Below are 19,990 nucleotides of genomic sequence, written 5' to 3'. Positions count from 1 at the left end.
GCAACAGGCAAAAACCTGACCGATCCCGAATTATTTCTTCGGAGCCTGATAGCCGCGCTCTTTTGCCATGTCTTCCAAACGCTTTTGGAACCCGGATTTCTTCTGTGGTTTCTTCTTGTTCTCTTGAAGCTTTTTATGAAGCGCGTCCTCATCCACAAACTTCTTGAACGCGAAGTTCTGTGCAAACGTGATCATGTTGGCGAGGAAGTAATAGTAGCTCAACCCCGAAGCGTAATTGTTGAACCAACCGAGCATCATTACCGGCATCAGATACATCATCCATTTCATCTGATCCATCTGCGGGTTGGCCGCCTGCATGCTCATATTGAAACGCGTGTAGAAGATGGTAGAAATGGTCATCAGTAGCGTAAATAGACTTACGTGATCGCCATAGAATGGAATTTCAAATGGCAGGTTGAAAATGCTGTCGTAGCTACTGAGGTCATCGGCCCAAAGGAAACTCTGCTGACGCAACTCAATGGATGCTGGGAAGAACCGGAACATCGCAATAAGGATTGGCATCTGGAACAGCATTGGCAAACATCCGCCCAGCGGATTTACACCCGCTTTGCTGTACAGCGCCATGGTGGCCTGCTGCTTGGCCATCGGGTCGTCCTTTCCTTCAAATTTCTTGTTGATCTCATCGATCTCGGGCTTCAGCACGCGCATCTTGGCCGTACTCATGAAAGCCTTGTAGGTGAAAGGCATCAGCAGGAGTTTGATGGCCAATGTGAGAATGAGGATGATGATTCCATAGCCCAGTCCCGTGTCTTTCAGGAGGTTGAAAACTGGAATTACGGCAAAGCGGTTCACCCAACCGAAGATGCCCCAACCGAGCGGGATCATCTTTTCCAACCCGAGGTCGAATTTCTTCAACATGTTGTACTGGTTGGGGCCGTAGTAAACCTGCATGGCGAAATTCTCAACGGGACGATGTCCGTATGGAACCGTCAACTTTGCTTCGCAGGTCTTGACCACATCTTCCGATGCCTCGTCTTGAACTGTACTCAGGTCTGTGGAGGGAGCCCAGCCATCCTTAGCAATAAGTACCGTGCTGAAGAACTGCTGCTTGAATGCCACCCATTGCAAATCGGTCGAGATTGTTTCTTCATCGTCCGAACGCTCGGAAAGGTTATCCACATCCTCATCCATGTGCCGATAGTAAATGGTACTCTTGGACCTTTCGGTTTTCAGGCTCTTTTCCTGGTGAGGGAGATCATCTTTCCAATGGAGATCCAAGGTTGTGGCCGTACGCTCGATGACATCGTCAACACCCACAAAATTCATGTCGAAGTCGATCATGTAGGAATTCCCGGTAAGCGTGTACAGGTATTCGATGTACTTGTTGTCGCCAGCGTAAAGACGCATGCCCAGACTCTTCTTTTCATCACCTGTTACAGAAAAGCCTTTTGTGGTAGGTTCGAAGTAGAGTTCCTGTGTACTTATTCTTCTATTCTGTGCAAAGAAATCGAGGGAGAAACGGTTCTGTTCGCCTTCAAAAAGCAGTAGCGGTAGCGAATCGTAGGTCTGATATTTTTTCAGTTGAACCGAAAGCGGATAGCCTCCTTTTTTGCTAAGCGTGATCGCCAGCAGTTCATTCTCGATAACAACGGTTCCATCTTCGCCAGTAGCAGCATCACCAAATGCCCCGAACTGCTCTTGCAGGCGTACGCTCTTGGTCGAGTCATCCAACGCCATAAAGGCAACGGAATCTTTTTTCGCCTCTGCAACGGCTTCATCAATCACAGGTGCGTCCAAACGCTGTTGCGCCTCTTCGGCAGCAACGATGGAATCCTGCACACGTTTCGCTTCGGCACGCTCTTCTTCCGAAGGCATTTGCCACCATTGAAAACCGATGAAAATGAGCAGGATGAGGGTTAGCCCAATGGCTGAATTCTTATCCATTCCGACTTTTTAATTGGGCGGCAAAGTTAGGGTTTGATGCTTCAAACCCAACTTAACTTTTGATGCGTGAGGAATGTCCCTGTTGGTTCAGCACTTGAGTGCTGCGCCAACGAACTTGGCAAACAACGGATGCGGCTGTGCCACGGTACTCTTGTATTCGGGATGAAACTGAACTCCAATGAACCACGGATGTTCTTTCAGCTCCACGATCTCCACCAAGTTCGAATCTGGGTTGATGCCAGAGGCGATCATTCCTGCCTTTTCGTAGTCGTCCAAGTACTTGTTATTGAACTCATAGCGATGGCGATGGCGTTCTTTGATATTGGCTGTTCCGTAAACAGAATATGCCTTTGTGCCTTTCTTCAGCTTGCATGGATATGCACCCAAACGCATGGTGCCACCTTTTTTGGTCACCTTTTTCTGTTCTTCCATAATGGCAATGACAGGGTGCGTGGTCTTCGGGTTCATTTCGGTGCTGTTGGCATCTTTAAAACCAAGCACATTGCGACCGAATTCCACCACCGCGCATTGCATTCCCAAGCAGATGCCGAGGAAGGGAATGTTGTTTTCGCGGGCGTGTTGCACTGCAAGGATCTTTCCTTCAATTCCTCGGTCACCGAATCCAGGCGCAACCAAGATTCCTTTCAAGCCGCGAAGTTTCTGTGCCACATTGGTTGAATCAAGTTCTTCGCTATGGATCCATCTTACATCCACTTTGCATTCGTTCTCAACGCCTGCGTGGATCAGTGCTTCCGCGATGGATTTATACGCATCCTTCAACTCCACGTATTTCCCGATCAACCCGATTCGTACTTCAGATGTCGGGTTTTTCAGAATGCCGAGGAAATGTTTCCAGTTGGTCAGGTCCGGTTCATTCTTGGATGGCAGCTTCAACTTACTGATCACCACGGAATCCAACTTTTCCTTTAGCATCAAAAGTGGCACATCGTAAATGGTCTCCGCGTCTAGCGATTCGATGACCGCATTCTGAGTCACATTACAGAAAAGCGCAATTTTCTTACGCTGCTCGCGAGGTATCTTCCTGTCGGCACGGCAAACAAGAATATCGGGCTGCAATCCGCTTTCCAAAAGCGTTTTTACCGAGTGCTGCGTGGGCTTGGTTTTCAGCTCGCCCGAAGTGGCCAAGTATGGAAGCAGCGTCAAATGGATCACCAAATGATTGCCCGCGCCAACTTCCCAGTTGAACTGACGAACTGCCTCTATATAAGGTAGAGATTCGATGTCGCCCACGGTCCCACCGATTTCGGTGATCACAATATCGTACTTCCCGGTTTCGCCAAGCAGTTTGATCCTGCGCTTGATCTCGTCCGTGATGTGCGGGATCACCTGCACCGTCTTGCCCAGGAATTCGCCTTCGCGTTCCTTGTTGATCACCGTTTGGTAGATGCGGCCAGTAGTAACGTTATTGTCCTGACTTGTTGGAACACCCAGAAAGCGCTCGTAATGACCAAGGTCGAGGTCGGTCTCGGCACCATCATCGGTCACGTAGCATTCGCCATGCTCGTATGGGTTCAGTGTTCCCGGATCGACATTGATGTATGGGTCGAGTTTTTGGATGGTGACACGGAAACCGCGTGCCTGCAATAGTGTGGCCAAAGAGGCCGAAATAATTCCCTTTCCCAATGAGGATGTTACTCCTCCCGTCACAAAAATATACTTGGTTCCCGGCATCTCTTAAGGTGGTTCGTTTGGTTGATGTCCGGGGGACAAACATACGAATATCTGATGCCCGGAATGGTTGAAAATCCGGTTGATTATCAATGATTTTCAACAGCCCTGCGGGCGGAATAGATTCTTAGTTTAGCCCCACCATGAACCGTCAACAATTATTTCAGCAGATCCGGAAAAAGCGCAGTTTTCTGTGCATCGGACTTGATACTGATATTGCCAAGATCCCTGACCATCTGATGGGTTATCAGGATCCCATTTATGAGTTCAATAAACGGGTTATTGATGCAACGCATGACCTTTGCGTTGCCTATAAACCGAATACGGCTTTCTATGAAGCGTTCGGTTTTGAAGGTTGGCTTTCGCTGGAAAAGACCGTGCAGCATATTCCCGACAAGGTTCTGAAATTGGCCGATGCCAAGCGGGGCGATATCGGCAACACGACCAGAATGTACGCCCGCGGCTTTTTCAACCAGATGAATTTCGATGCGATCACACTATCACCTTACATGGGTTCGGATAGTGTGTTGCCGTATTTTCAGTACGAGGGTAAGTGGGTGGTGCTGTTGGCGCTTACATCCAACGAGGGCGCGGCCGATCTTCAGTACCTGAATACCGAGAACGGACAACTCTTTGAGTCGGTATTGCGGCAGGGGAAAGAATGGGGAACGGTGGACAATACCATGTTTGTGGTGGGTGCCACCAAAGCAACCATGCTCAAAAAGATCAGAAAGATCGTTCCCGACCATTTTCTATTGGTGCCAGGTGTTGGCGCGCAGGGTGGAAGCCTGACGCAAGTTGCCAAGTACGGCCTGAACGACCATTGCGGTCTGTTGGTCAACTCATCACGTGCCATCATCTACGCCAGCAAAGGCGAGGATTTCGCAGAGGCCGCCCGTGCCGAAGCACTCATTCTTCAGCAGCAGATGGAAGTGATCTTGGAAGAAGCGGGGCTTTTGTAAGCACCGAGACGCGTATTCTCCACGAAGCCACGCTTATAACAGCATGAAATTTTAGTTTTGTGTTGTCTAATTCGAAAATGGTAAACGATTTGGGAATATCTGTGCCAGATGAGATTGTGCTGAACAAGATTTACCTCATAAGAGGAGAGAAGGTGATGCTTGATAGGGATCTGGCTGAGCTTTACGGTGTAGAGACCAAGTACCTTAAACGACAAGTGAGGAGAAATGAGAATCGATTCCCTGTGGACTTTATGTTTCAGTTGGATGAAGATGAGTTTAAGGAATGGAGGAGTCAATTTGTCACCTCCAATTCTCCCGATACTATGGGATTGCGGTATGCACCGTTTGCATTTACAGAACAGGGTGTGGCCCAGTTGTCAAGTGTGTTGAACAGCGAACGGGCCATTGCCGTGAACATTCAGATCATCCGTCTATTTACCAGAATGCGAAAACTGATACTGAATAATCAGGACATTCTTGCTCAACTGGAACACATGCGCGAAAGAATGGCTGGACAGGATGAGCGCATTGACCTGATTTTCGAATACCTCAAACAGTTTGAAGAGAGCAAACAACAGGAAACAATTCAACAGAACCGAAGAAAGATCGGTTACAGACGCAACGATGGCGAATAGTCATTTGCTTCGGTCCGGGTTGAAAGAATCGCTGTAAACGGAGAAGCGCCCTTTGAATCTGTAAAGATGCTGAACACAGAAACGTGACATGAATTCTCCATCTTTACTCCATGCCTTTTCCCAAGGAAGAACTTCTACATCACATTTGGCAACATCGGCTGTTCAGCCAGAAAGACCTTAGAACAACCGAGGGACAGCCGTTGGAAATTCTTCGTCCTGGGGAATTGAACGCTGATGCGGGGCCTGATTTCCGAAATGCCAGAATAAAGGTTGGTGGTACGGAATGGGTCGGAAATGTGGAGGTTCACATCCGCAGTTCGGATTGGTTGCGGCACAACCATCAGCACGATGCCAATTACGCCAACATCATCTTACATGTGGTTTTTGAGGATGACCTGAAAGAGCCGTTGGGTCCGTTCTCAACCTTAGCGTTGAAACCACTTGTTTCCGATCAGATTCTGAGACGGTATGAGAACCTGAGCAGTTCTTCGGACGAACTCCCTTGTGGAAAACAGTTTTTGGAGGTATCCGAACTGGTTCGCAATGCATGGTTCGATTCGTTGCTGATCGGTCGGTTGCAACGCAAATCGGAGTGGATGCATGCGTTGGTGGATGAATGCAAGGGTGATCTGGAACAGGCGTTTATGATCGTGCTGTTCCGCGCGTTTGGGATGAAAGTGAATGCCGAACCGTTTGAAGAACTTGGCAAACGGACTTCTTGGAAAGTGCTGGCAAAACATCAGGACAACCCATTTCAATTGGAGGCTATTCTATTCGGCAATGCGGGTTTTTTGGAATCTCCTAAGGATGATCATCAGCGACAGCTGAAAAAGGAATTCGACTTTCTGAGACACAAATACGGTTTGCAACCGATGGATAAAAGTCGCTGGAAGTTTCTGCGCTTGCGTCCTGCCAATTTCCCGACCGTTCGGATAGCGCAGTTGGCAGCGCTGTTCCATCAGACAGGGGCGTTTTACAGATGGTTCTCTCAACAAGAAGAGAAAGTGAATCCGCAATTGCTAAAAGTGAATCCATCCGAATATTGGCGAACGCACTACAATTTCGGTTCAGAATCCAGCGTAAAACCGAAACCATTGGGCAACACCATGGCGCAGCATATTCTTATCAACGCGGTTGCTCCGTTCCTGTTCGTGTCTGCTCATCGCGAAGCAAAACCTGAACTGCAAGACCGTGCATTGGCCATCTTGCAGCAACTCCCAGCCGAAAGGAACGTCAAGGTAAATGCGTTCGCAGATCAGGGTTTACAGGTGGATAACGCGGCCGAATCGCAGGCGCTTATTGAACTCAAAACCAATTTCTGCGACCTCAAAAAATGTTTAATTTGCAGCATCGGTGCCAATATTCTTAAGAGGGAATTATGAGTTCTGAGGAGAAAAACAAGGTTGTTTCGCTGTTCGAATTTCAACTTTTCGGGGTGTGCTCGTGGCTGGGCGACAAGCTCGGTATCAAGGCCACCAGCATCCGCATGTATTTCATTTATCTGTCGTTCTTCACGTTCGGCAGTCCGATCATCGTTTATTTCATCGCTTCGTTCATCCTCGAACACAAGCACTATTTCAAACCTACCTTGCATAAGCGAAGTAGTGTTTGGGATCTCTGACGAATCCGTTTCTTTAGTGCCGCTATGAAACGAATGCGGTCCATCTACTTCCCGTTTGCCATCATTCTGGCGCTCTTCGTTACAGGCGTGGTGGGGTTCATGTTTCTGGAGCACTACGATTTTTTCGAGGCGCTTTACATGACCGTCATTACCATTAGCACGGTGGGTTTCAATGAGGTAAGGCCGCTGACGCATGAAGGACGGATCTTCACCATATTTCTCATACTGGGCAGTTTCGGTACATTCGCGTACACCATCACGGAGGTCACCAGATATGTGATCGATGGCGAATTCAGAAGACTGCTATTACACATTCGCGTGGACCGATCCATCAATAAATTGAAAAATCATACGATCATTTGCGGCTACGGGCGCAACGGTAAACAGGCGTATCAGACCTTGGCCGAACATGGAGAGCATTGCGTAGTGGTGGAAAAGGACAAGGCCATCATCTCCGATCTGATGGAAGCAGATAAGATCCTTTATGTGGAAGGCGATGCTACGCAGGATGAGGTGTTGATGCGTGCGGGAATCAAAGATGCGCGTGCGCTGATCTCGGCACTTCCGAACGATGCGGATAATTTGTTTGTGGTGCTTACAGCGCGGGTCAATAATCCGAACATCAAGATCATCAGCCGAGCATCGGAGGACAATTCAGATACCAAGCTCCGACATGCGGGAGTAAATAACGTCATCATGCCCGACCGTGTCGGAGGTGCGCACATGGCGCAGCTGGTGGTAAAACCCGATGTGGTGGAGTTCATTGACCTGCTCATCGGTCAATCAACGGTCGAGACGCATATTGAAGAGATTCCGTGTCAGGCCTTGCCGAAAAGTTATTTCGGTAAGAGCATCATGGATCTGGATGTGCGTAAAAAGTGGGGAGCAAACATCGTTGGATTCAAGACCGAGGATGGCGAATATGTGTTCAATCCAACCCCTGACACCCTCATTCAGAAAGGGTCAAAACTGTTTGTTCTCGGTACGTTCGAAGAGATCAAGAACATGAAAAACGATATAACCAAAAATTGACGTGAAGAAGATTCTGGTTACAGGTTCCAACGGATTGTTGGGGCAGAAACTCGTTTACAAACTCAAAGTCCGCGATGACGTAGAACTCATTGCCACCGCTCGTGGTGAGAATCGACTGCTCGATCAATCGGGCTACACCTATTTTTCCATGGATATTTGTGAGCGAGCGGATGTTGACAGGGTCATCGACCAGGTAAAACCCGACCATATCATTCACACAGCCGCTATGACGCAGGTGGACGACTGCGAACTCGACCATGAGGCATGCGACCGTGCAAATGTGGATGCCGTTCGGTACATCGTGGATGCGGCTGAGCGCAACGATTGCCATTTGGTACACATTTCCACCGATTTCATTTTCAATGGCAAAGAAGGTCCGTATGATGAGGAAGGCGTTGCCGATCCGCTCAGCTATTATGGAATGGCAAAATGGAAAGGCGAGCAGATCGTTCAGAAAAGCAAGCTGCGTTGGGCCATTCTTCGTACCGTTCTCGTTTATGGAATCGTGGATAATATGAGCCGTTCCAATATTGTGCTTTGGGCAAAGGGCGCGTTGGAGAAAGGGAATCCCATCAATGTGGTTGATGACCAGTTCCGCTCACCGACCCTGGCAGAAGACCTTGCAGATGGATGTATTTTAGCTGTTGAGAAGAATGCCACAGGAATTTACAACGTTTCAGGGAAGGATCAAATGTCAATTGTGGAATTGGTGCGTACTGTGGCCGATTATTATGGTTTGGATAAAAGCCTCATCAATCCAGTTTCATCCGAAACGCTCAATCAACCCGCCAGGCGACCACCTGTCACGGGATTCATTCTTGATAAGGCAAGACGCGAACTCGGTTACGATCCGCACAGTTTTGTGGAAGGCATTGCTTTGATGGAAAAGCAGATGGAGGCCATGAAGGGCTGAGTTTGTTTCACAGAGATTTCTTGAGAAAGAGAGTGACACAGAGGGTTTGCCAAGCATTTTACACCAAGACGTCTCTGCGCATCTCACCATCTCCATCATCATCTCGGTGCAATAACCGCAAGGCATCCGACCAAACCGTTACATTTGTCCTTAACCATCTTTTCAACCAAGAATAACACAAACTTTATGAAGCAACTATTTGCACTTTTTACAGCAACCTTGGCACCCATGTTCACCTTTGCGCAGGACGCAATGGGTTTGGACGAAAAGATCGACTACTACTTCGGTGTCGCCACAGGTTGGTTTGTCGAAGCCATCTTCTACCAGATTCCATTCACAGACGACATTAAAGTGTTCTGGGTTCTGTTTCCGCTCATTTTGGGGGCGTTGTATTTCACTGTGGTTTTCAAAGTTCCTGGGCTTCGCTTGTTCGGAGTGGCCGTGAACACCGTTCGTGGCAAGTACGAGCACGTGGAAGAATTGCCGTCTGACCTGAACATAGTTGGAGGAGACGAACCCGATACCATCCGTGTGGAAGGTGCCGATGGCGAAGTGAATCACTTTCAGGCGCTTACGGCAGCATTGTCAGCAACGGTTGGCCTTGGAAACATTGCTGGAGTGGCCGTGGCCGTGGCCATCGGAGGTCCGGGTGCCACGTTTTGGATGATTCTTGCTGGACTTCTCGGCATGTCGTCCAAGTTTGTAGAATGTACCCTTGGTGTCAAATTCCGTGAGGTAGATGCCAACGGCCGTGTGTACGGAGGTCCGATGTATTACCTCTCCAAAGGACTCTCTCTGAAGAACATGGCGGGTCTTGGAAAAGTGTTGGCAACTCTTTTCGCCATCATGTGCGTGGGCGGTTCGTTCGGTGGCGGTAACATGTTCCAGTCCAATCAGGCGGCAAGCATTTTCCTCAATTCCATTGGAGTTGAGTCAGCTTACGGAGGAACTGTCTTCGGAATAATCCTCGCAGCACTGGTGGCCGTGGTCATCTTGGGTGGTATTCAGCGTATCGCATCGGTTACCGAGAAGATCGTACCGTTCATGGCGGTCATTTACGTGGGTGCCGCGCTCGTTATCATCTTCATGAATGCCGAGCACATTCCAGCCGCATTTTCGGCCATTTTCAGCGGAGCTTTTACAGGAGTTGGTATTGCAGGTGGTGCGGTCGGAGTGCTCATTCAAGGCTTCCGCAGGGCGGCCTTCTCCAATGAGGCCGGAATCGGCTCGGCCGCCATTGCTCACTCGGCCGTTAAGACCAAGCATGCGGCTTCCGAGGGCATCGTGGCCTTGCTCGAACCATTTATAGACACCGTGGTCATCTGTACCATGACAGCCCTTGTCATCGTGATTTACAACATTAATGGGTTGTTTGAGTACGGAAATGCAGATGGAAATGCGGTTATCGATGGGGTGGGAACACTCTCAGGGGTCGATCTGACGACTCACATTTTCGATAGTGCCATCCCACATTTCTCTTATGTGCTTACGGTGGCCGTGGTGCTGTTCGCCTTCTCTACTATGATCTCATGGTCGTATTACGGCCTACAATCCTGGACATTCCTCTTTGGAAAGACCCGCACCAACGAGATCGTGTACAAGGTCCTTTTCTGCCTCTTTGTCATTGTCGGTGCAGCATCCAACATGGGCAACGTGCTCGGCTTCTCCGATGCCATGATCTTTGCCATGATGGTCCCTAACATGATCGGTCTCTTCCTCCTCGCCCCATACGTCAAGCAAGAGTTGGGCAGGTACCTCGAGGCAATAAAAGGGAAATAACGTTTCCACATTATTGAATAATTCATAAACTTTGTTTCTGTTAAATCAGGAACATGGTACCAGACTGGTTCAAGGAATACCTTTCCTTTCACAAAAGCGAGCGGAACGCCATTATCGTTCTGATAGTTTTTCTTATTGGATTGATCGGTTTCAACATGTGCCAACGTTTATTCTATAAAGACGATTGGCAGGAAGTACGTCTCAAGTTCGGCCCTCAGATATTGGCGTTTGTTGAGAAAACCGATTCGTTGGAGGAAAAAGAGGACGATCACAAGCCTTGGATTCCAGAAACAAGGGAGCTGTTTGCTTTCGATCCCAATACATTGGACAGTATAGGTTGGGTAGCGTTGGGTTTCAGCCCCAAACAGGCCGCTTCCATCATCAACTATAGGAATGCAGGAGCTATTTTCCTAAAACCGGAAGATCTCAAGAAACTCTTTGTGGTGGATGACGAACGTTACGAAGAACTCAAACCCTATGTCGAGATCCAAGAACTTCCAGAAGAATCACCCAAGTTCGAAACGCCACCTAAATGGCAGAAACCCAAATACGAACCGATCGTGGTGGAACTCAATTCGGCAGATTCTACCGAGTTGGTGAAACTGAAAGGCATTGGTCCATCCTATTCCAAGCGCATCATCAAGTACCGCGATATGCTTGGTGGCTACGTTTCAAAGGAGCAGTTGCTCGAAGTTTATGGAATGGATTCTGCCCGTTTCCTCCCAATTCTGGAAAGCCTTCAGTTGGATACAACCATCCGCCAACGAATCAACATCAACACGGCCGAAGCCAAAGAACTTGCGCATCATCCATACATCGATTGGAATCAGGCCAAGGCCATCGCCAACTACAGGAAGCAGCATGGCAATTACACCGATCTCAACCAGATCAAAAAGATCCATCTCATAAACGAGGAAGTATTTGGCAGACTGAAACCATACTTGACGGTAGAGTAATTTGGCCTTGGCTGTGCTATTCGCTGATGGCCCTTCGCTATTCCCTCAAGTTATTGTAAAATTGCAGCCTGCTGTAAAACACGCATGCTCCAAACCCGCATTAAAGACGCCATTCGCGATGTTCCGGATTTCCCCAAACCGGGAATTCTGTTCAAGGACATCACTCCTATATTACTGGATTATCAATTGTGTGCAGAGATTGCGGAAAGCATCGCCACGCAAGTGGCCGATTGGAAAGTTGATGCCATTGTTGGGGTCGAAAGTCGCGGTTTCCTTTTTGGGATGATGGTGGCGCAAGCGCTCAAAGTACCTTTCATTCCGGTCCGCAAAGCGGGAAAACTCCCTTACCAGACCATCTCGCATGAATACGAATTGGAGTACGGAACGGCCAAAGTGGAAATGCACACCGATGCCATCCAACCAGGTTGGAATGTGCTCATCCATGATGACCTCTTGGCTACGGGTGGAACAGCCTGCGCAGCTGCAGAACTCATTCAGAAACAGAACGGAACGGTGGCAGGCTTTGCCTTCATCGTAACCCTCGATTTCCTCAATGGCAGGGAAGAATTGAATCGCTACTCAAATAACTTTAACAGCCTTGTCAACTACTGATGTTTCGGTATTCGTCATATTCGCAATCAATTCGAAATTCGTAACAGTACAACAAGGCTAAATTTAGAACTGAACCTAACATGGATTTTTCACAGAGCGAAAGCCAAAAGATGATCGCAGACATGTGTCGCGATTTTGCCGAGAAGAACATCCGTCCAAAAATGATGGAATGGGATGAATCGCAGGAATTCCCCGTTCCTCTTTTCAAAGAAATGGGCAAGTTGGGGCTAATGGGCATTTTGGTTCCAGAGGAATATGGTGGCGCGGGCCTTAGCTATTTCGAGTACGTAACTGCATTGACCGAGATCAGTAGCGTTTGCGGAAGTATCGGCCTTTCGGTGGCTGCACACAACTCACTATGTACTGGCCACATACTTCAGCATGCCAACGAGGAACAGAAGAAAAGATGGCTACCAAAATTGGCCACGGCCGAGTGGATCGGTGCTTGGGGTCTTACCGAGCACAACACAGGTTCAGATTCTGGAGGCATGGCCACCACGGCCGTGAAGGATGGGGAATACTGGGTGATCAATGGAGCCAAAAACTTCATCACGCATGCGATTTCTGGAGACATCGCAGTAGTGATGACCAGAACGGGAGAGAAAGGAGATTCGCACGGAATGACCGCATTCGCAGTAGAAAAAGGAACACCGGGTTTCTCTTCAGGTAAGAAAGAGAACAAGTTGGGAATGCGTGCATCAGAAACCGCAGAGCTGATCTTCCAAGATTGCCGCGTACACGAAAGCAACATGATCGGTCAGGAAGGTGAAGGATTCATCCAAGCAATGAAAGTGCTGGATGGAGGCCGAATCTCTATTGCCGCTCTTTCACTCGGAATTGCACGCGGTGCAATCCACGCAGCAACCAAGTATGCCAAGGAGCGCGAGCAGTTCGGACAACCGATCGCGAATTTCCAAGCCATCGGATTCAAACTTGCAGACCTTTATACAGAATATGAAGCAGCTGAGTTGTTGACCTTTCAAGCTGCTGACCTCAAGAACCGAGGTGAAAAAGTGACCACCAAATCCGCGATAGCGAAATACTACGCTTCGGAGGTTGCTGTAAGAGCAGGAAATGAGGCGGTTCAGATCTTCGGTGGCTATGGCTACACCAAGGATTTTCCAGCAGAGAAATACTATCGTGACAGCAAGCTTTGCACGATCGGTGAAGGAACGTCTGAGATTCAGAAACTCGTTATCGCAAAGAATATTCTGAAAGGGTAGTTCGATTCATTGAAAAAGTTATCTTTGCAGCCCATTTTGAACAAAAGGAGGTAAAAGACATGTTGATCATTCCAGTTAAAGAAGGCGAGAGCATCGAAAGAAGTTTGAAGAAATTCAAGCGTAAGTTTGACAAAACAGGTGCTATGCGCGAACTGCGAAACAGAAAGGAATACACGAAACCTTCTGTGGCCCGCAGAACAGAGATCAAAAAAGCTGCATACGTTCAGTCTTTGAGAAAAGAAGAAGAGTAGTCTTCATTTTCAGCCAACGCTGAAACAAATCATACAAATTCCAGTTAGACAAGTACTGACTGGAATTTTTTTATGGAGAAGATCGTAGCGGGGTTCATAGATTACATCCAGAAGGAAAAACGATTTTCCCAGCACACGGTTCTTGCTTATCAAAAGGACCTTGAGCAGTTCCTCCACCACATCTCAGAGAATCTTCAGATCACTTCCATTGAGGAGGTCGATCATCACGACATCCGCTCCTGGATCGTTTCCATTTTGGAGGATGAGAAACTTCAGGCAACAACGGTAAACCGCAAAATTTCCTGTCTGCGGTCATTTTATAAGTATATGGTGCGAAATGGCATTGTGGTCAAAAACCCGATGGCGCGCATCACATCTCTCAAAACCAAAAAGAAACTCCCACTTTTTCTGGAGCAGGCGCAGATGGAGAATCTGCTCGATCGCATGGAATTCGGGGAGGGCGTGGAAGGCGTACGCGACAAGTTGCTGATCGAGTTGCTCTATTGCACGGGAATGAGACGGGCAGAACTAATCGGTCTACAGCTGGCAAATGTTAATAAATCTAAAAACGAGCTGAAGGTTCTCGGAAAGCGAAATAAGGAACGGATCATCCCGTTAACCTCGCAAATGATCGACCTTGTACATGCATATCGTCAACTTGTCGAACAGCAGTTTTCGACTTCAGATTCAAGCAAGTATCTGTTGATTGACGACCACGGAAATCAGATGTCGGAAGGATTTGTTTATCGAAAAGTGAATAAGTACCTTCGATTAGTAACCACCATTGGAAAGAAGAGTCCACATATTCTCAGGCACACGTTTGCAACCCACATGCTCAATAATGGGGCAGACCTCAATGCCATTAAAGAGTTGCTCGGCCACGCCAATCTTTCCGCAACACAGGTGTACACACACAATACAATTGAGAAGTTAACGCAGATTTATAAACTCGCCCATCCACGGGCATAAATGAAGAATGTCATGAAAGTTAAGATCCAATCCATTCATTTTGATGCAGACGTCAAATTGTTGAACTTCATTGAGAGCAAAGTAGGGAAGTTGAACACCTACAGTAATTCGATCATCGATGGAGAAGTGTTCCTCCGTTTGGATAAAAGCAGTTCGCACGAGAACAAGATCGCGGAGATAAAGCTATTGGTGCCAGGTAATGACCTGTTTGCCAAGCGCCAATGCAAAACATTTGAAGAGGCCACGGATCTGGCCGTTGAGGCCTTGAGAAGGCAGCTTAAGAAGCAAAAGGCCAAGGAGGTTCATTGAGCTACTCGGCAATGGCTGACAAGCCATTGTTAGAAAAATCCGATGCGTAAATTTTTCGCATCGGATTTTTTTGTTGTTCGATGTAGAAAATGCTTACATTTGCAGTCCTTTTTCGAGGGGGTTGTATGTGCTAAAAACGCTGTAACCCGCATGAATAAAGGAAAAGAGGCCAAAAGCCGGTGTAGCTCAGCTGGCCAGAGCAGCTGATTTGTAATCAGCTGGTCGGGGGTTCGAATCCCTCCACCGGCTCGTTCTTTGAAAAATTAGGCTGGGGAGATACTCAAGCGGCCAACGAGGACAGACTGTAAATCTGTTGGTTTTTACCTTCGAAGGTTCGAATCCTTCTCTCCCCACCAGAAAGAAAAAAGCGGGAGTAGCTCAGTTGGTAGAGCATTAGCCTTCCAAGCTAAGGGTCGCGAGTTCGAATCTCGTCTCCCGCTCATTTTTCGAAAAACCCCGAAGCTGTGGGGGTGTGAAAGCCGATGTAGCTCAGGGGTAGAGCGCTTCCTTGGTAAGGAAGAGGTCAGGGGTTCAATTCCCCTCATTGGCTCTGCATAATTCGGAAGAGGCGAGAGAGAAATAGTTTTAGTAAGTAATCAGTAACATAAATAAATAACCCAAATTAATCTTTAACCATGGCCAAAGAAACCTTTGATCGTTCTAAGCCGCATGTTAACATTGGTACTATCGGCCACGTTGACCACGGTAAAACAACCTTGACAGCTGCCATCACCAAAGTATTGGCTGATGCCGGTCTGTCTGAGGCAAGAAGTTTTGATTCTATTGATAACGCTCCTGAAGAAAAAGAGCGTGGTATCACCATCAATACTTCGCACGTAGAATACTCTACTGCTAATCGTCACTATGCTCACGTTGACTGTCCAGGTCACGCTGACTACGTTAAGAACATGGTTACTGGTGCTGCACAGATGGACGGTGCCATCCTTGTTTGTGCTGCTACTGATGGTCCAATGCCACAGACCCGCGAGCACATCCTTCTTGCCCGTCAGGTAAACGTTCCAAGAATCGTTGTGTTCTTGAACAAGTGCGACATGGTGGATGATGAAGAGCTTTTGGAGCTTGTGGATATGGAAGTTCGTGAACTTCTTTCTTTCTACGAGTACGATGGCGACAACACTCCAGTTATCCAAGGTTCTGCTTTGGGTGCACTGAACGGTGAGCCTAAGTGGGTTGATACTGTAATGAAGTTGATGGAAGCTGTTGATTCTTGGATCGAGATTCCAGAGCGTGAAGTTGATAAGCCATTCTTGATGCCAGTTGAGGACGTGTTCTCAATTACTGGTCGTGGTACTGTTGCAACAGGAAGAATCGAAACAGGTGTTATCAATACAGGTGATGCTGTTGAGATCCTTGGAATGGGTGAGGAGAAGTTGACCTCTACCATTACTGGTGTTGAGATGTTCCGTAAGATCCTTGACAGAGGAGAGGCTGGAGACAACGTTGGTCTTCTTCTTAGAGGTATTGATAAAACTGACATCAAGCGAGGTATGGTTATCGCTAAGCCAGGTTCTATCACTCCACATACAGAGTTCAAGGCTGAGATCTACGTTCTTAAGAAAGAAGAAGGTGGTCGTCACACTCCGTTCCACAACAAATACCGTCCTCAGTTCTACGTGCGTACAACTGACGTAACTGGAGAGATCTTCCTTCCAGAAGGACAGGAGATGGTAATGCCTGGAGATAACTTGACAATCACTGTTAAGTTGATCGTGCCAGTAGCTATGAACGTGGGTCTACGTTTCGCTATCCGTGAGGGTGGTAGAACTGTAGGTGCAGGTCAGATCACTGAGATCCTTAAGTAAGGAGCAGATAATAACTGATGGTGAAAAGGTGTCCCGACTTGTCGGGATGCCTTTAGCCGTCAATAAACGGGTGTAGCTCAGTTGGTAGAGCACTGGTCTCCAAAACCAGGTGTCGGGAGTTCGAGTCTCTCCTCCCGTGCGAAGAAGAAAGAACAATGCACGAGAAAGACGAGAAGTTTATCCTGAGCGAAGTCGAAGGAAGTCTCTCCTCCCGTGCGAAGGGGAATAGTATTGGCGTGAGAATATCAAGAAGTTGATCTCCCGTTTTTAGGAAAGAAAGGAAATGGCAAACATCATTACATACGTAGAAGAGTCTTACAATGAGCTGATGACCAAGGTGTCTTGGCCAACTTGGGCCGAGTTGCAGAACAGCACTTTGATCGTGGCGGTTGCATCGGTGATCATTGCAGTAATGATCTTCTTGATGGATTTCATTTTCGGTATCAATGGTGGACAAGACTCCGTTTGGAAAGGAGTGTTAGGATTCTTCTATGAGCTATTCTGATCAAACTGAAGTAAAGACAAGGATGAGCGAGAGCAGCAAAAAGTGGTACGTGGTACGGGCCGTTAGCGGTCAGGAGAACAAGGTGAAGGATTACATCGAGGCAGAAATTCAGCATGCTGGAATGTCCGACCATGTTGCGCAGGTGCTTATTCCCAAAGAGAAGGTGTTTCAGATAAGAAACGGCAAGAAGGTAAGTAAGGAGAGAAGTTTCTTCCCCGGTTACATTCTTATAGAGGCCGATCTTATTGGAGAGATTCCTCACATCATTAAAAACATAACAGGAGTGATCGGGTTTCTTGGTGAGACCAAAGGCGGTGCTCCGGTTCCATTGCGTCAGTCAGAGGTAAACCGAATCCTCGGAAAAGTGGATGAGTTGGCCGAGAGCGATGAGGAAATGAATATTCCTTTCATCATTGGCGAATCTGTAAAAGTGATCGATGGTCCGTTCAACAGTTTCAGCGGAATCATCGAAGAGATCAATGAAGAGAAGAAGAAGCTCAAGGTTATGGTGAAGATCTTCGGAAGGAAGACACCATTGGAACTGAGCTACATGCAAGTAGAAAAAGAGTAAACCAAGGATATTACAGCGTTTTGACTTTAGAATGCTTCCCCCAACGCTGTCTATCATATAAATAGTTCAAACAACAAAAGTTAAACATGGCAAAAGAGATAAGCGCATTGATCAAGCTCCAGATTCGGGGTGGTGCGGCTAATCCTTCTCCGCCTGTAGGACCTGCATTGGGTGCCAAGGGAGTCAATATTATGGACTTCTGTAAGCAGTTCAATGCTCGTACTCAGGATACTCCGGGAAAGGTTTTGCCGGTGGTGATCACGGTGTTCGCGGACAAGTCGTTCGAGTTCGTGGTCAAAAAACCCCCTGTAGCTGTCTCAATCAAAGAGGCGATCAAGCTCAAGTCAGGTTCTGCTGAGCCTAACCGTGCGAAAGTCGGTAAGATCACAGTAGACCAGATCAAAGCTATCGCTGAAGAAAAACTGCCTGACATGAACTGTTTTACTGTTGAATCTGCCATGCATATGATCGCTGGAACAGCGCGTAGCATGGGAGTGACTGTGAACGGAAAACTTCCAGAAAAAGTTTAAGAAAATGGCACTTACTAAGAATAGAAAGAAAGCCCTTGAGCTTGTGGAAGCGGACAAGACTTACACACTCAACGATGCAGCAGGACTGTTGAAACAAATGCCCGCTCCGAAGTTCGATGCTTCGGTCGATCTGGCCGTAAGGCTCGGTGTCGATCCAAGAAAAGCGAACCAAATGGTGCGTGGTGTTTGCAGCCTGCCACATGGTACAGGAAAATCAGTAAGAGTTCTTGCGCTTTGTACTCCAGACAAGGAGGAAGAAGCGAAGGCTGCCGGTGCTGACTTCGTTGGACTTGACGAATATCTCGACAAGATCAAAGGGGGATGGACCGATGTAGATGTTATAGTAACCATGCCAACAGTTATGGCCAAGCTGGGTCCGTTGGGTAGAGTATTGGGTCCCCGTGGCCTTATGCCAAACCCAAAGGCGGGAACAGTGACCATGGACATTGGTAAGGCGGTTTCGGATGTAAAGGCCGGAAAGATCGACTTCAAAGTTGATAAGTATGGAATCGTTCATGCAGCCATCGGTAAAATGTCTTTCTCGGAAGACAAGATCGTTGACAATGCAACTGAGTTGATCCAGACGCTTCTCAAACTGAAGCCATCTGCGGCCAAAGGAACCTACATTAAAAGTATCGCTCTTTCTGGGACAATGACCCCAGGTGTTAAGGTCGATGTGAAATCAGTAAGTTAATTAAGGTAAGCAACTAAGAACAATGACCAAAGACGAGAAAAATCAAGCGATTGATGCTCTGGTAGCAGATCTTACTGCCACGCCTAATTTTTACTTGGCTGACATATCAGATCTTGATGCAGAGAATACGTACAAGCTTCGTGCAGCGGCATTCAAGCGCCAAGTAGGTATCAAAGTGGTTAAGAACACCCTTCTGAAAAAAGCTCTTGAAAGAGTTGAAGGCGACTTCTCTCCGCTTTATGATATACTGAAAGGCAACACTTCAATTCTGCTTTCTGAGACGGGAAATGCTCCGGCAAAACTCATCACAGAATTCAGAAAGAAGAGCGATCGTCCTGTATTGAAAGGAGCTTGGGTAGGCGAAAGCATCTATTTGGGTGATGGAAGTCTTTCTGCACTTGAGAACATCAAGTCGAAAGAAGAAGTTATCGGAGACATCATCGGACTTCTGCAGTCTCCTGCGAAGAACGTTATCTCCGCGCTTCAAACACCTGGAAGAAACATTGCCGGAATACTACAGACACTTGCCGAAAAAGGCGAATAATCGCCACATCGGTTACCAATCAATTAATCTAAAGTCAAACACGAATAACAATTAAATAAAATGGCAGATCTTAAAGAATTCGCAGAACAGCTCGTTAGCCTTTCTGTAAAGGAAGTGAACGAACTTGCGCAGATACTTAAAGACGAATACGGTATCGAGCCTGCTGCTGCTGCAGTAGCTGTTGCTGGCCCAGCGGCCGGTGGTGGTGAAGCTGGTGGTGGTGACGAGAAAACTGAATTCGATGTTATCCTTACATCAGCTGGAGCTTCTAAGCTTGCAGTTGTGAAATTGGTGAAAGAGCTTACAGGTCTTGGTCTTAAAGAGGCTAAGGAACTTGTTGATGGAGCTCCTAAGCCAGTTAAGGAAGGCGTTTCTAAGGAAGAGGCTGAAGCTCTTAAAACTCAACTTACTGAGGCCGGAGCTGAAGTTGAGCTTAAGTAATCTCACTTCTTAGACCTTTCAGGTTG

The 19,990-nt window shown here is 47.5% G+C and carries 22 protein-coding genes and 5 tRNA genes; 25 read left to right on the top strand and 2 right to left on the bottom strand.

Annotation, left to right across the window (positions count from 1 at the left end):
• Positions 1-30: 30 nt before the first annotated feature.
• Entirely contained in the window at positions 31-1,905 is a 1,875-nt protein-coding gene (gene yidC, locus GC178_08530) for a membrane protein insertase YidC (protein MBI1287608.1), read from the bottom strand.
• A gap of 87 nt (positions 1,906-1,992) precedes the next feature.
• On the bottom strand, positions 1,993-3,597 hold the full coding sequence (locus tag GC178_08525; protein MBI1287607.1) for a CTP synthase: 1,605 nt from the start codon (positions 3,595-3,597) through the stop codon (positions 1,993-1,995).
• 140 nt (positions 3,598-3,737) lie between these two features.
• Between GC178_08525 and pyrF the strand changes: the two genes are divergently transcribed.
• The 25 genes from pyrF to GC178_08400 all read left to right on the top strand — a co-directional run bounded on the left by pyrF (position 3,738) and on the right by GC178_08400 (position 19,964).
• Complete coding sequence (gene pyrF / locus GC178_08520; GenBank protein MBI1287606.1) at positions 3,738-4,556, top strand: orotidine-5'-phosphate decarboxylase; 819 nt, start codon at positions 3,738-3,740, stop codon at positions 4,554-4,556.
• 77 nt (positions 4,557-4,633) lie between these two features.
• On the top strand, positions 4,634-5,191 hold the full coding sequence (locus tag GC178_08515) for an ORF6N domain-containing protein (GenBank protein ID MBI1287605.1): 558 nt from the start codon (positions 4,634-4,636) through the stop codon (positions 5,189-5,191).
• A gap of 110 nt (positions 5,192-5,301) precedes the next feature.
• A complete protein-coding gene (locus GC178_08510) occupies positions 5,302-6,573 on the top strand; it encodes a DUF2851 family protein (GenBank protein MBI1287604.1) in 1,272 nt (423 codons plus the stop codon).
• Positions 6,570-6,812, top strand: coding sequence for a PspC domain-containing protein (locus tag GC178_08505; protein MBI1287603.1), 243 nt, complete (start codon positions 6,570-6,572; stop codon positions 6,810-6,812). The genes GC178_08510 and GC178_08505 overlap by 4 nt, the downstream gene beginning before the upstream one ends.
• 33 nt (positions 6,813-6,845) lie before the next feature.
• Positions 6,846-7,844: a potassium channel protein gene (locus GC178_08500; GenBank protein MBI1287602.1), complete on the top strand. Its 999-nt coding sequence runs from the start codon at positions 6,846-6,848 to the stop codon at positions 7,842-7,844.
• A 1-nt stretch (position 7,845) separates the two neighbouring features.
• The gene (locus GC178_08495) at positions 7,846-8,757 is read left to right on the top strand and encodes a sugar nucleotide-binding protein (GenBank protein MBI1287601.1); all 912 of its coding nucleotides are present in this window, start codon (positions 7,846-7,848) and stop codon (positions 8,755-8,757) included.
• Between the two features lie 186 nt (positions 8,758-8,943).
• Complete coding sequence (locus GC178_08490) at positions 8,944-10,536, top strand: amino acid carrier protein (GenBank protein MBI1287600.1); 1,593 nt, start codon at positions 8,944-8,946, stop codon at positions 10,534-10,536.
• Positions 10,537-10,589: 53 nt separating this feature from the next.
• Positions 10,590-11,492, top strand: a complete 903-nt coding sequence (locus tag GC178_08485; protein ID MBI1287599.1) for a hypothetical protein — start codon at positions 10,590-10,592, stop codon at positions 11,490-11,492.
• A gap of 84 nt (positions 11,493-11,576) precedes the next feature.
• Positions 11,577-12,104: an adenine phosphoribosyltransferase gene (locus GC178_08480; GenBank protein MBI1287598.1), complete on the top strand. Its 528-nt coding sequence runs from the start codon at positions 11,577-11,579 to the stop codon at positions 12,102-12,104.
• A gap of 80 nt (positions 12,105-12,184) precedes the next feature.
• Complete coding sequence (locus tag GC178_08475) at positions 12,185-13,327, top strand: acyl-CoA dehydrogenase (protein MBI1287597.1); 1,143 nt, start codon at positions 12,185-12,187, stop codon at positions 13,325-13,327.
• A gap of 59 nt (positions 13,328-13,386) precedes the next feature.
• Positions 13,387-13,578 (top strand): 30S ribosomal protein S21, encoded by a 192-nt coding sequence (locus GC178_08470; GenBank protein MBI1287596.1) that lies wholly within the window; start codon positions 13,387-13,389, stop codon positions 13,576-13,578.
• Between the two features lie 72 nt (positions 13,579-13,650).
• On the top strand, positions 13,651-14,547 hold the full coding sequence (locus GC178_08465) for a tyrosine-type recombinase/integrase (GenBank protein MBI1287595.1): 897 nt from the start codon (positions 13,651-13,653) through the stop codon (positions 14,545-14,547).
• Between the two features lie 12 nt (positions 14,548-14,559).
• A complete protein-coding gene (gene raiA / locus GC178_08460; protein ID MBI1287594.1) occupies positions 14,560-14,856 on the top strand; it encodes a ribosome-associated translation inhibitor RaiA in 297 nt (98 codons plus the stop codon).
• A 175-nt stretch (positions 14,857-15,031) separates the two neighbouring features.
• Positions 15,032-15,105 (top strand) — tRNA-Thr (locus tag GC178_08455).
• Between the two features lie 21 nt (positions 15,106-15,126).
• Positions 15,127-15,212, top strand: a tRNA-Tyr gene (locus tag GC178_08450).
• 11 nt (positions 15,213-15,223) lie between these two features.
• Positions 15,224-15,296: transfer RNA gene (locus GC178_08445), tRNA-Gly, on the top strand.
• Between the two features lie 38 nt (positions 15,297-15,334).
• Positions 15,335-15,406, top strand: a tRNA-Thr gene (locus tag GC178_08440).
• Between the two features lie 85 nt (positions 15,407-15,491).
• The gene (gene tuf / locus GC178_08435) at positions 15,492-16,679 is read left to right on the top strand and encodes an elongation factor Tu (protein MBI1287593.1); all 1,188 of its coding nucleotides are present in this window, start codon (positions 15,492-15,494) and stop codon (positions 16,677-16,679) included.
• A gap of 66 nt (positions 16,680-16,745) precedes the next feature.
• Positions 16,746-16,818: transfer RNA gene (locus GC178_08430), tRNA-Trp, on the top strand.
• A gap of 144 nt (positions 16,819-16,962) precedes the next feature.
• Complete coding sequence (gene secE / locus GC178_08425; GenBank protein MBI1287592.1) at positions 16,963-17,184, top strand: preprotein translocase subunit SecE; 222 nt, start codon at positions 16,963-16,965, stop codon at positions 17,182-17,184.
• 22 nt (positions 17,185-17,206) lie between these two features.
• Complete coding sequence (gene nusG, locus GC178_08420; GenBank protein ID MBI1287591.1) at positions 17,207-17,755, top strand: transcription termination/antitermination factor NusG; 549 nt, start codon at positions 17,207-17,209, stop codon at positions 17,753-17,755.
• Positions 17,756-17,841: 86 nt separating this feature from the next.
• Entirely contained in the window at positions 17,842-18,285 is a 444-nt protein-coding gene (rplK, locus tag GC178_08415) for a 50S ribosomal protein L11 (protein MBI1287590.1), read from the top strand.
• Between the two features lie 4 nt (positions 18,286-18,289).
• Positions 18,290-18,979, top strand: a complete 690-nt coding sequence (locus tag GC178_08410; protein ID MBI1287589.1) for a 50S ribosomal protein L1 — start codon at positions 18,290-18,292, stop codon at positions 18,977-18,979.
• Between the two features lie 22 nt (positions 18,980-19,001).
• Positions 19,002-19,523: a 50S ribosomal protein L10 gene (locus GC178_08405; protein MBI1287588.1), complete on the top strand. Its 522-nt coding sequence runs from the start codon at positions 19,002-19,004 to the stop codon at positions 19,521-19,523.
• A 60-nt stretch (positions 19,524-19,583) separates the two neighbouring features.
• Positions 19,584-19,964, top strand: a complete 381-nt coding sequence (locus GC178_08400; GenBank protein ID MBI1287587.1) for a 50S ribosomal protein L7/L12 — start codon at positions 19,584-19,586, stop codon at positions 19,962-19,964.
• Positions 19,965-19,990 lie beyond the last annotated feature (26 nt).

Source organism: Flavobacteriales bacterium, from assembly GCA_016124845.1.
Classification (GTDB): Bacteria; Bacteroidota; Bacteroidia; order UBA10329; family UBA10329; genus UBA10329.
Note: the sequence above shows the minus strand (reverse complement) of the source record. Positions and strands in the feature narration are given on the sequence as shown.

Bases quoted from the DNA above. Each gene is read 5' to 3' on its own strand.
- raiA (MBI1287594.1), top strand. From the start codon at position 14,560: ATGAAAGTTAAGATCCAATCCATTCATTTTGATGCAGACGTCAAATTG.
- secE (MBI1287592.1), top strand. From the start codon at position 16,963: ATGGCAAACATCATTACATACGTAGAAGAGTCTTACAATGAGCTGATG.
- yidC (MBI1287608.1), bottom strand. From the start codon at position 1,905: ATGGATAAGAATTCAGCCATTGGGCTAACCCTCATCCTGCTCATTTTC.
- GC178_08500 (MBI1287602.1), top strand. From the start codon at position 6,846: ATGCGGTCCATCTACTTCCCGTTTGCCATCATTCTGGCGCTCTTCGTT.
- tuf (MBI1287593.1), top strand. From the start codon at position 15,492: ATGGCCAAAGAAACCTTTGATCGTTCTAAGCCGCATGTTAACATTGGT.
- GC178_08480 (MBI1287598.1), top strand. From the start codon at position 11,577: ATGCTCCAAACCCGCATTAAAGACGCCATTCGCGATGTTCCGGATTTC.
- nusG (MBI1287591.1), top strand. From the start codon at position 17,207: ATGAGCGAGAGCAGCAAAAAGTGGTACGTGGTACGGGCCGTTAGCGGT.
- GC178_08465 (MBI1287595.1), top strand. From the start codon at position 13,651: ATGGAGAAGATCGTAGCGGGGTTCATAGATTACATCCAGAAGGAAAAA.
- GC178_08400 (MBI1287587.1), top strand. From the start codon at position 19,584: ATGGCAGATCTTAAAGAATTCGCAGAACAGCTCGTTAGCCTTTCTGTA.
- GC178_08405 (MBI1287588.1), top strand. From the start codon at position 19,002: ATGACCAAAGACGAGAAAAATCAAGCGATTGATGCTCTGGTAGCAGAT.
- pyrF (MBI1287606.1), top strand. From the start codon at position 3,738: ATGAACCGTCAACAATTATTTCAGCAGATCCGGAAAAAGCGCAGTTTT.
- GC178_08515 (MBI1287605.1), top strand. From the start codon at position 4,634: ATGGTAAACGATTTGGGAATATCTGTGCCAGATGAGATTGTGCTGAAC.
- GC178_08475 (MBI1287597.1), top strand. From the start codon at position 12,185: ATGGATTTTTCACAGAGCGAAAGCCAAAAGATGATCGCAGACATGTGT.
- GC178_08410 (MBI1287589.1), top strand. From the start codon at position 18,290: ATGGCACTTACTAAGAATAGAAAGAAAGCCCTTGAGCTTGTGGAAGCG.
- GC178_08490 (MBI1287600.1), top strand. From the start codon at position 8,944: ATGAAGCAACTATTTGCACTTTTTACAGCAACCTTGGCACCCATGTTC.
- GC178_08470 (MBI1287596.1), top strand. From the start codon at position 13,387: ATGTTGATCATTCCAGTTAAAGAAGGCGAGAGCATCGAAAGAAGTTTG.
- GC178_08505 (MBI1287603.1), top strand. From the start codon at position 6,570: ATGAGTTCTGAGGAGAAAAACAAGGTTGTTTCGCTGTTCGAATTTCAA.
- rplK (MBI1287590.1), top strand. From the start codon at position 17,842: ATGGCAAAAGAGATAAGCGCATTGATCAAGCTCCAGATTCGGGGTGGT.
- GC178_08525 (MBI1287607.1), bottom strand. From the start codon at position 3,597: ATGCCGGGAACCAAGTATATTTTTGTGACGGGAGGAGTAACATCCTCA.
- GC178_08510 (MBI1287604.1), top strand. From the start codon at position 5,302: ATGCCTTTTCCCAAGGAAGAACTTCTACATCACATTTGGCAACATCGG.
- GC178_08485 (MBI1287599.1), top strand. From the start codon at position 10,590: ATGGTACCAGACTGGTTCAAGGAATACCTTTCCTTTCACAAAAGCGAG.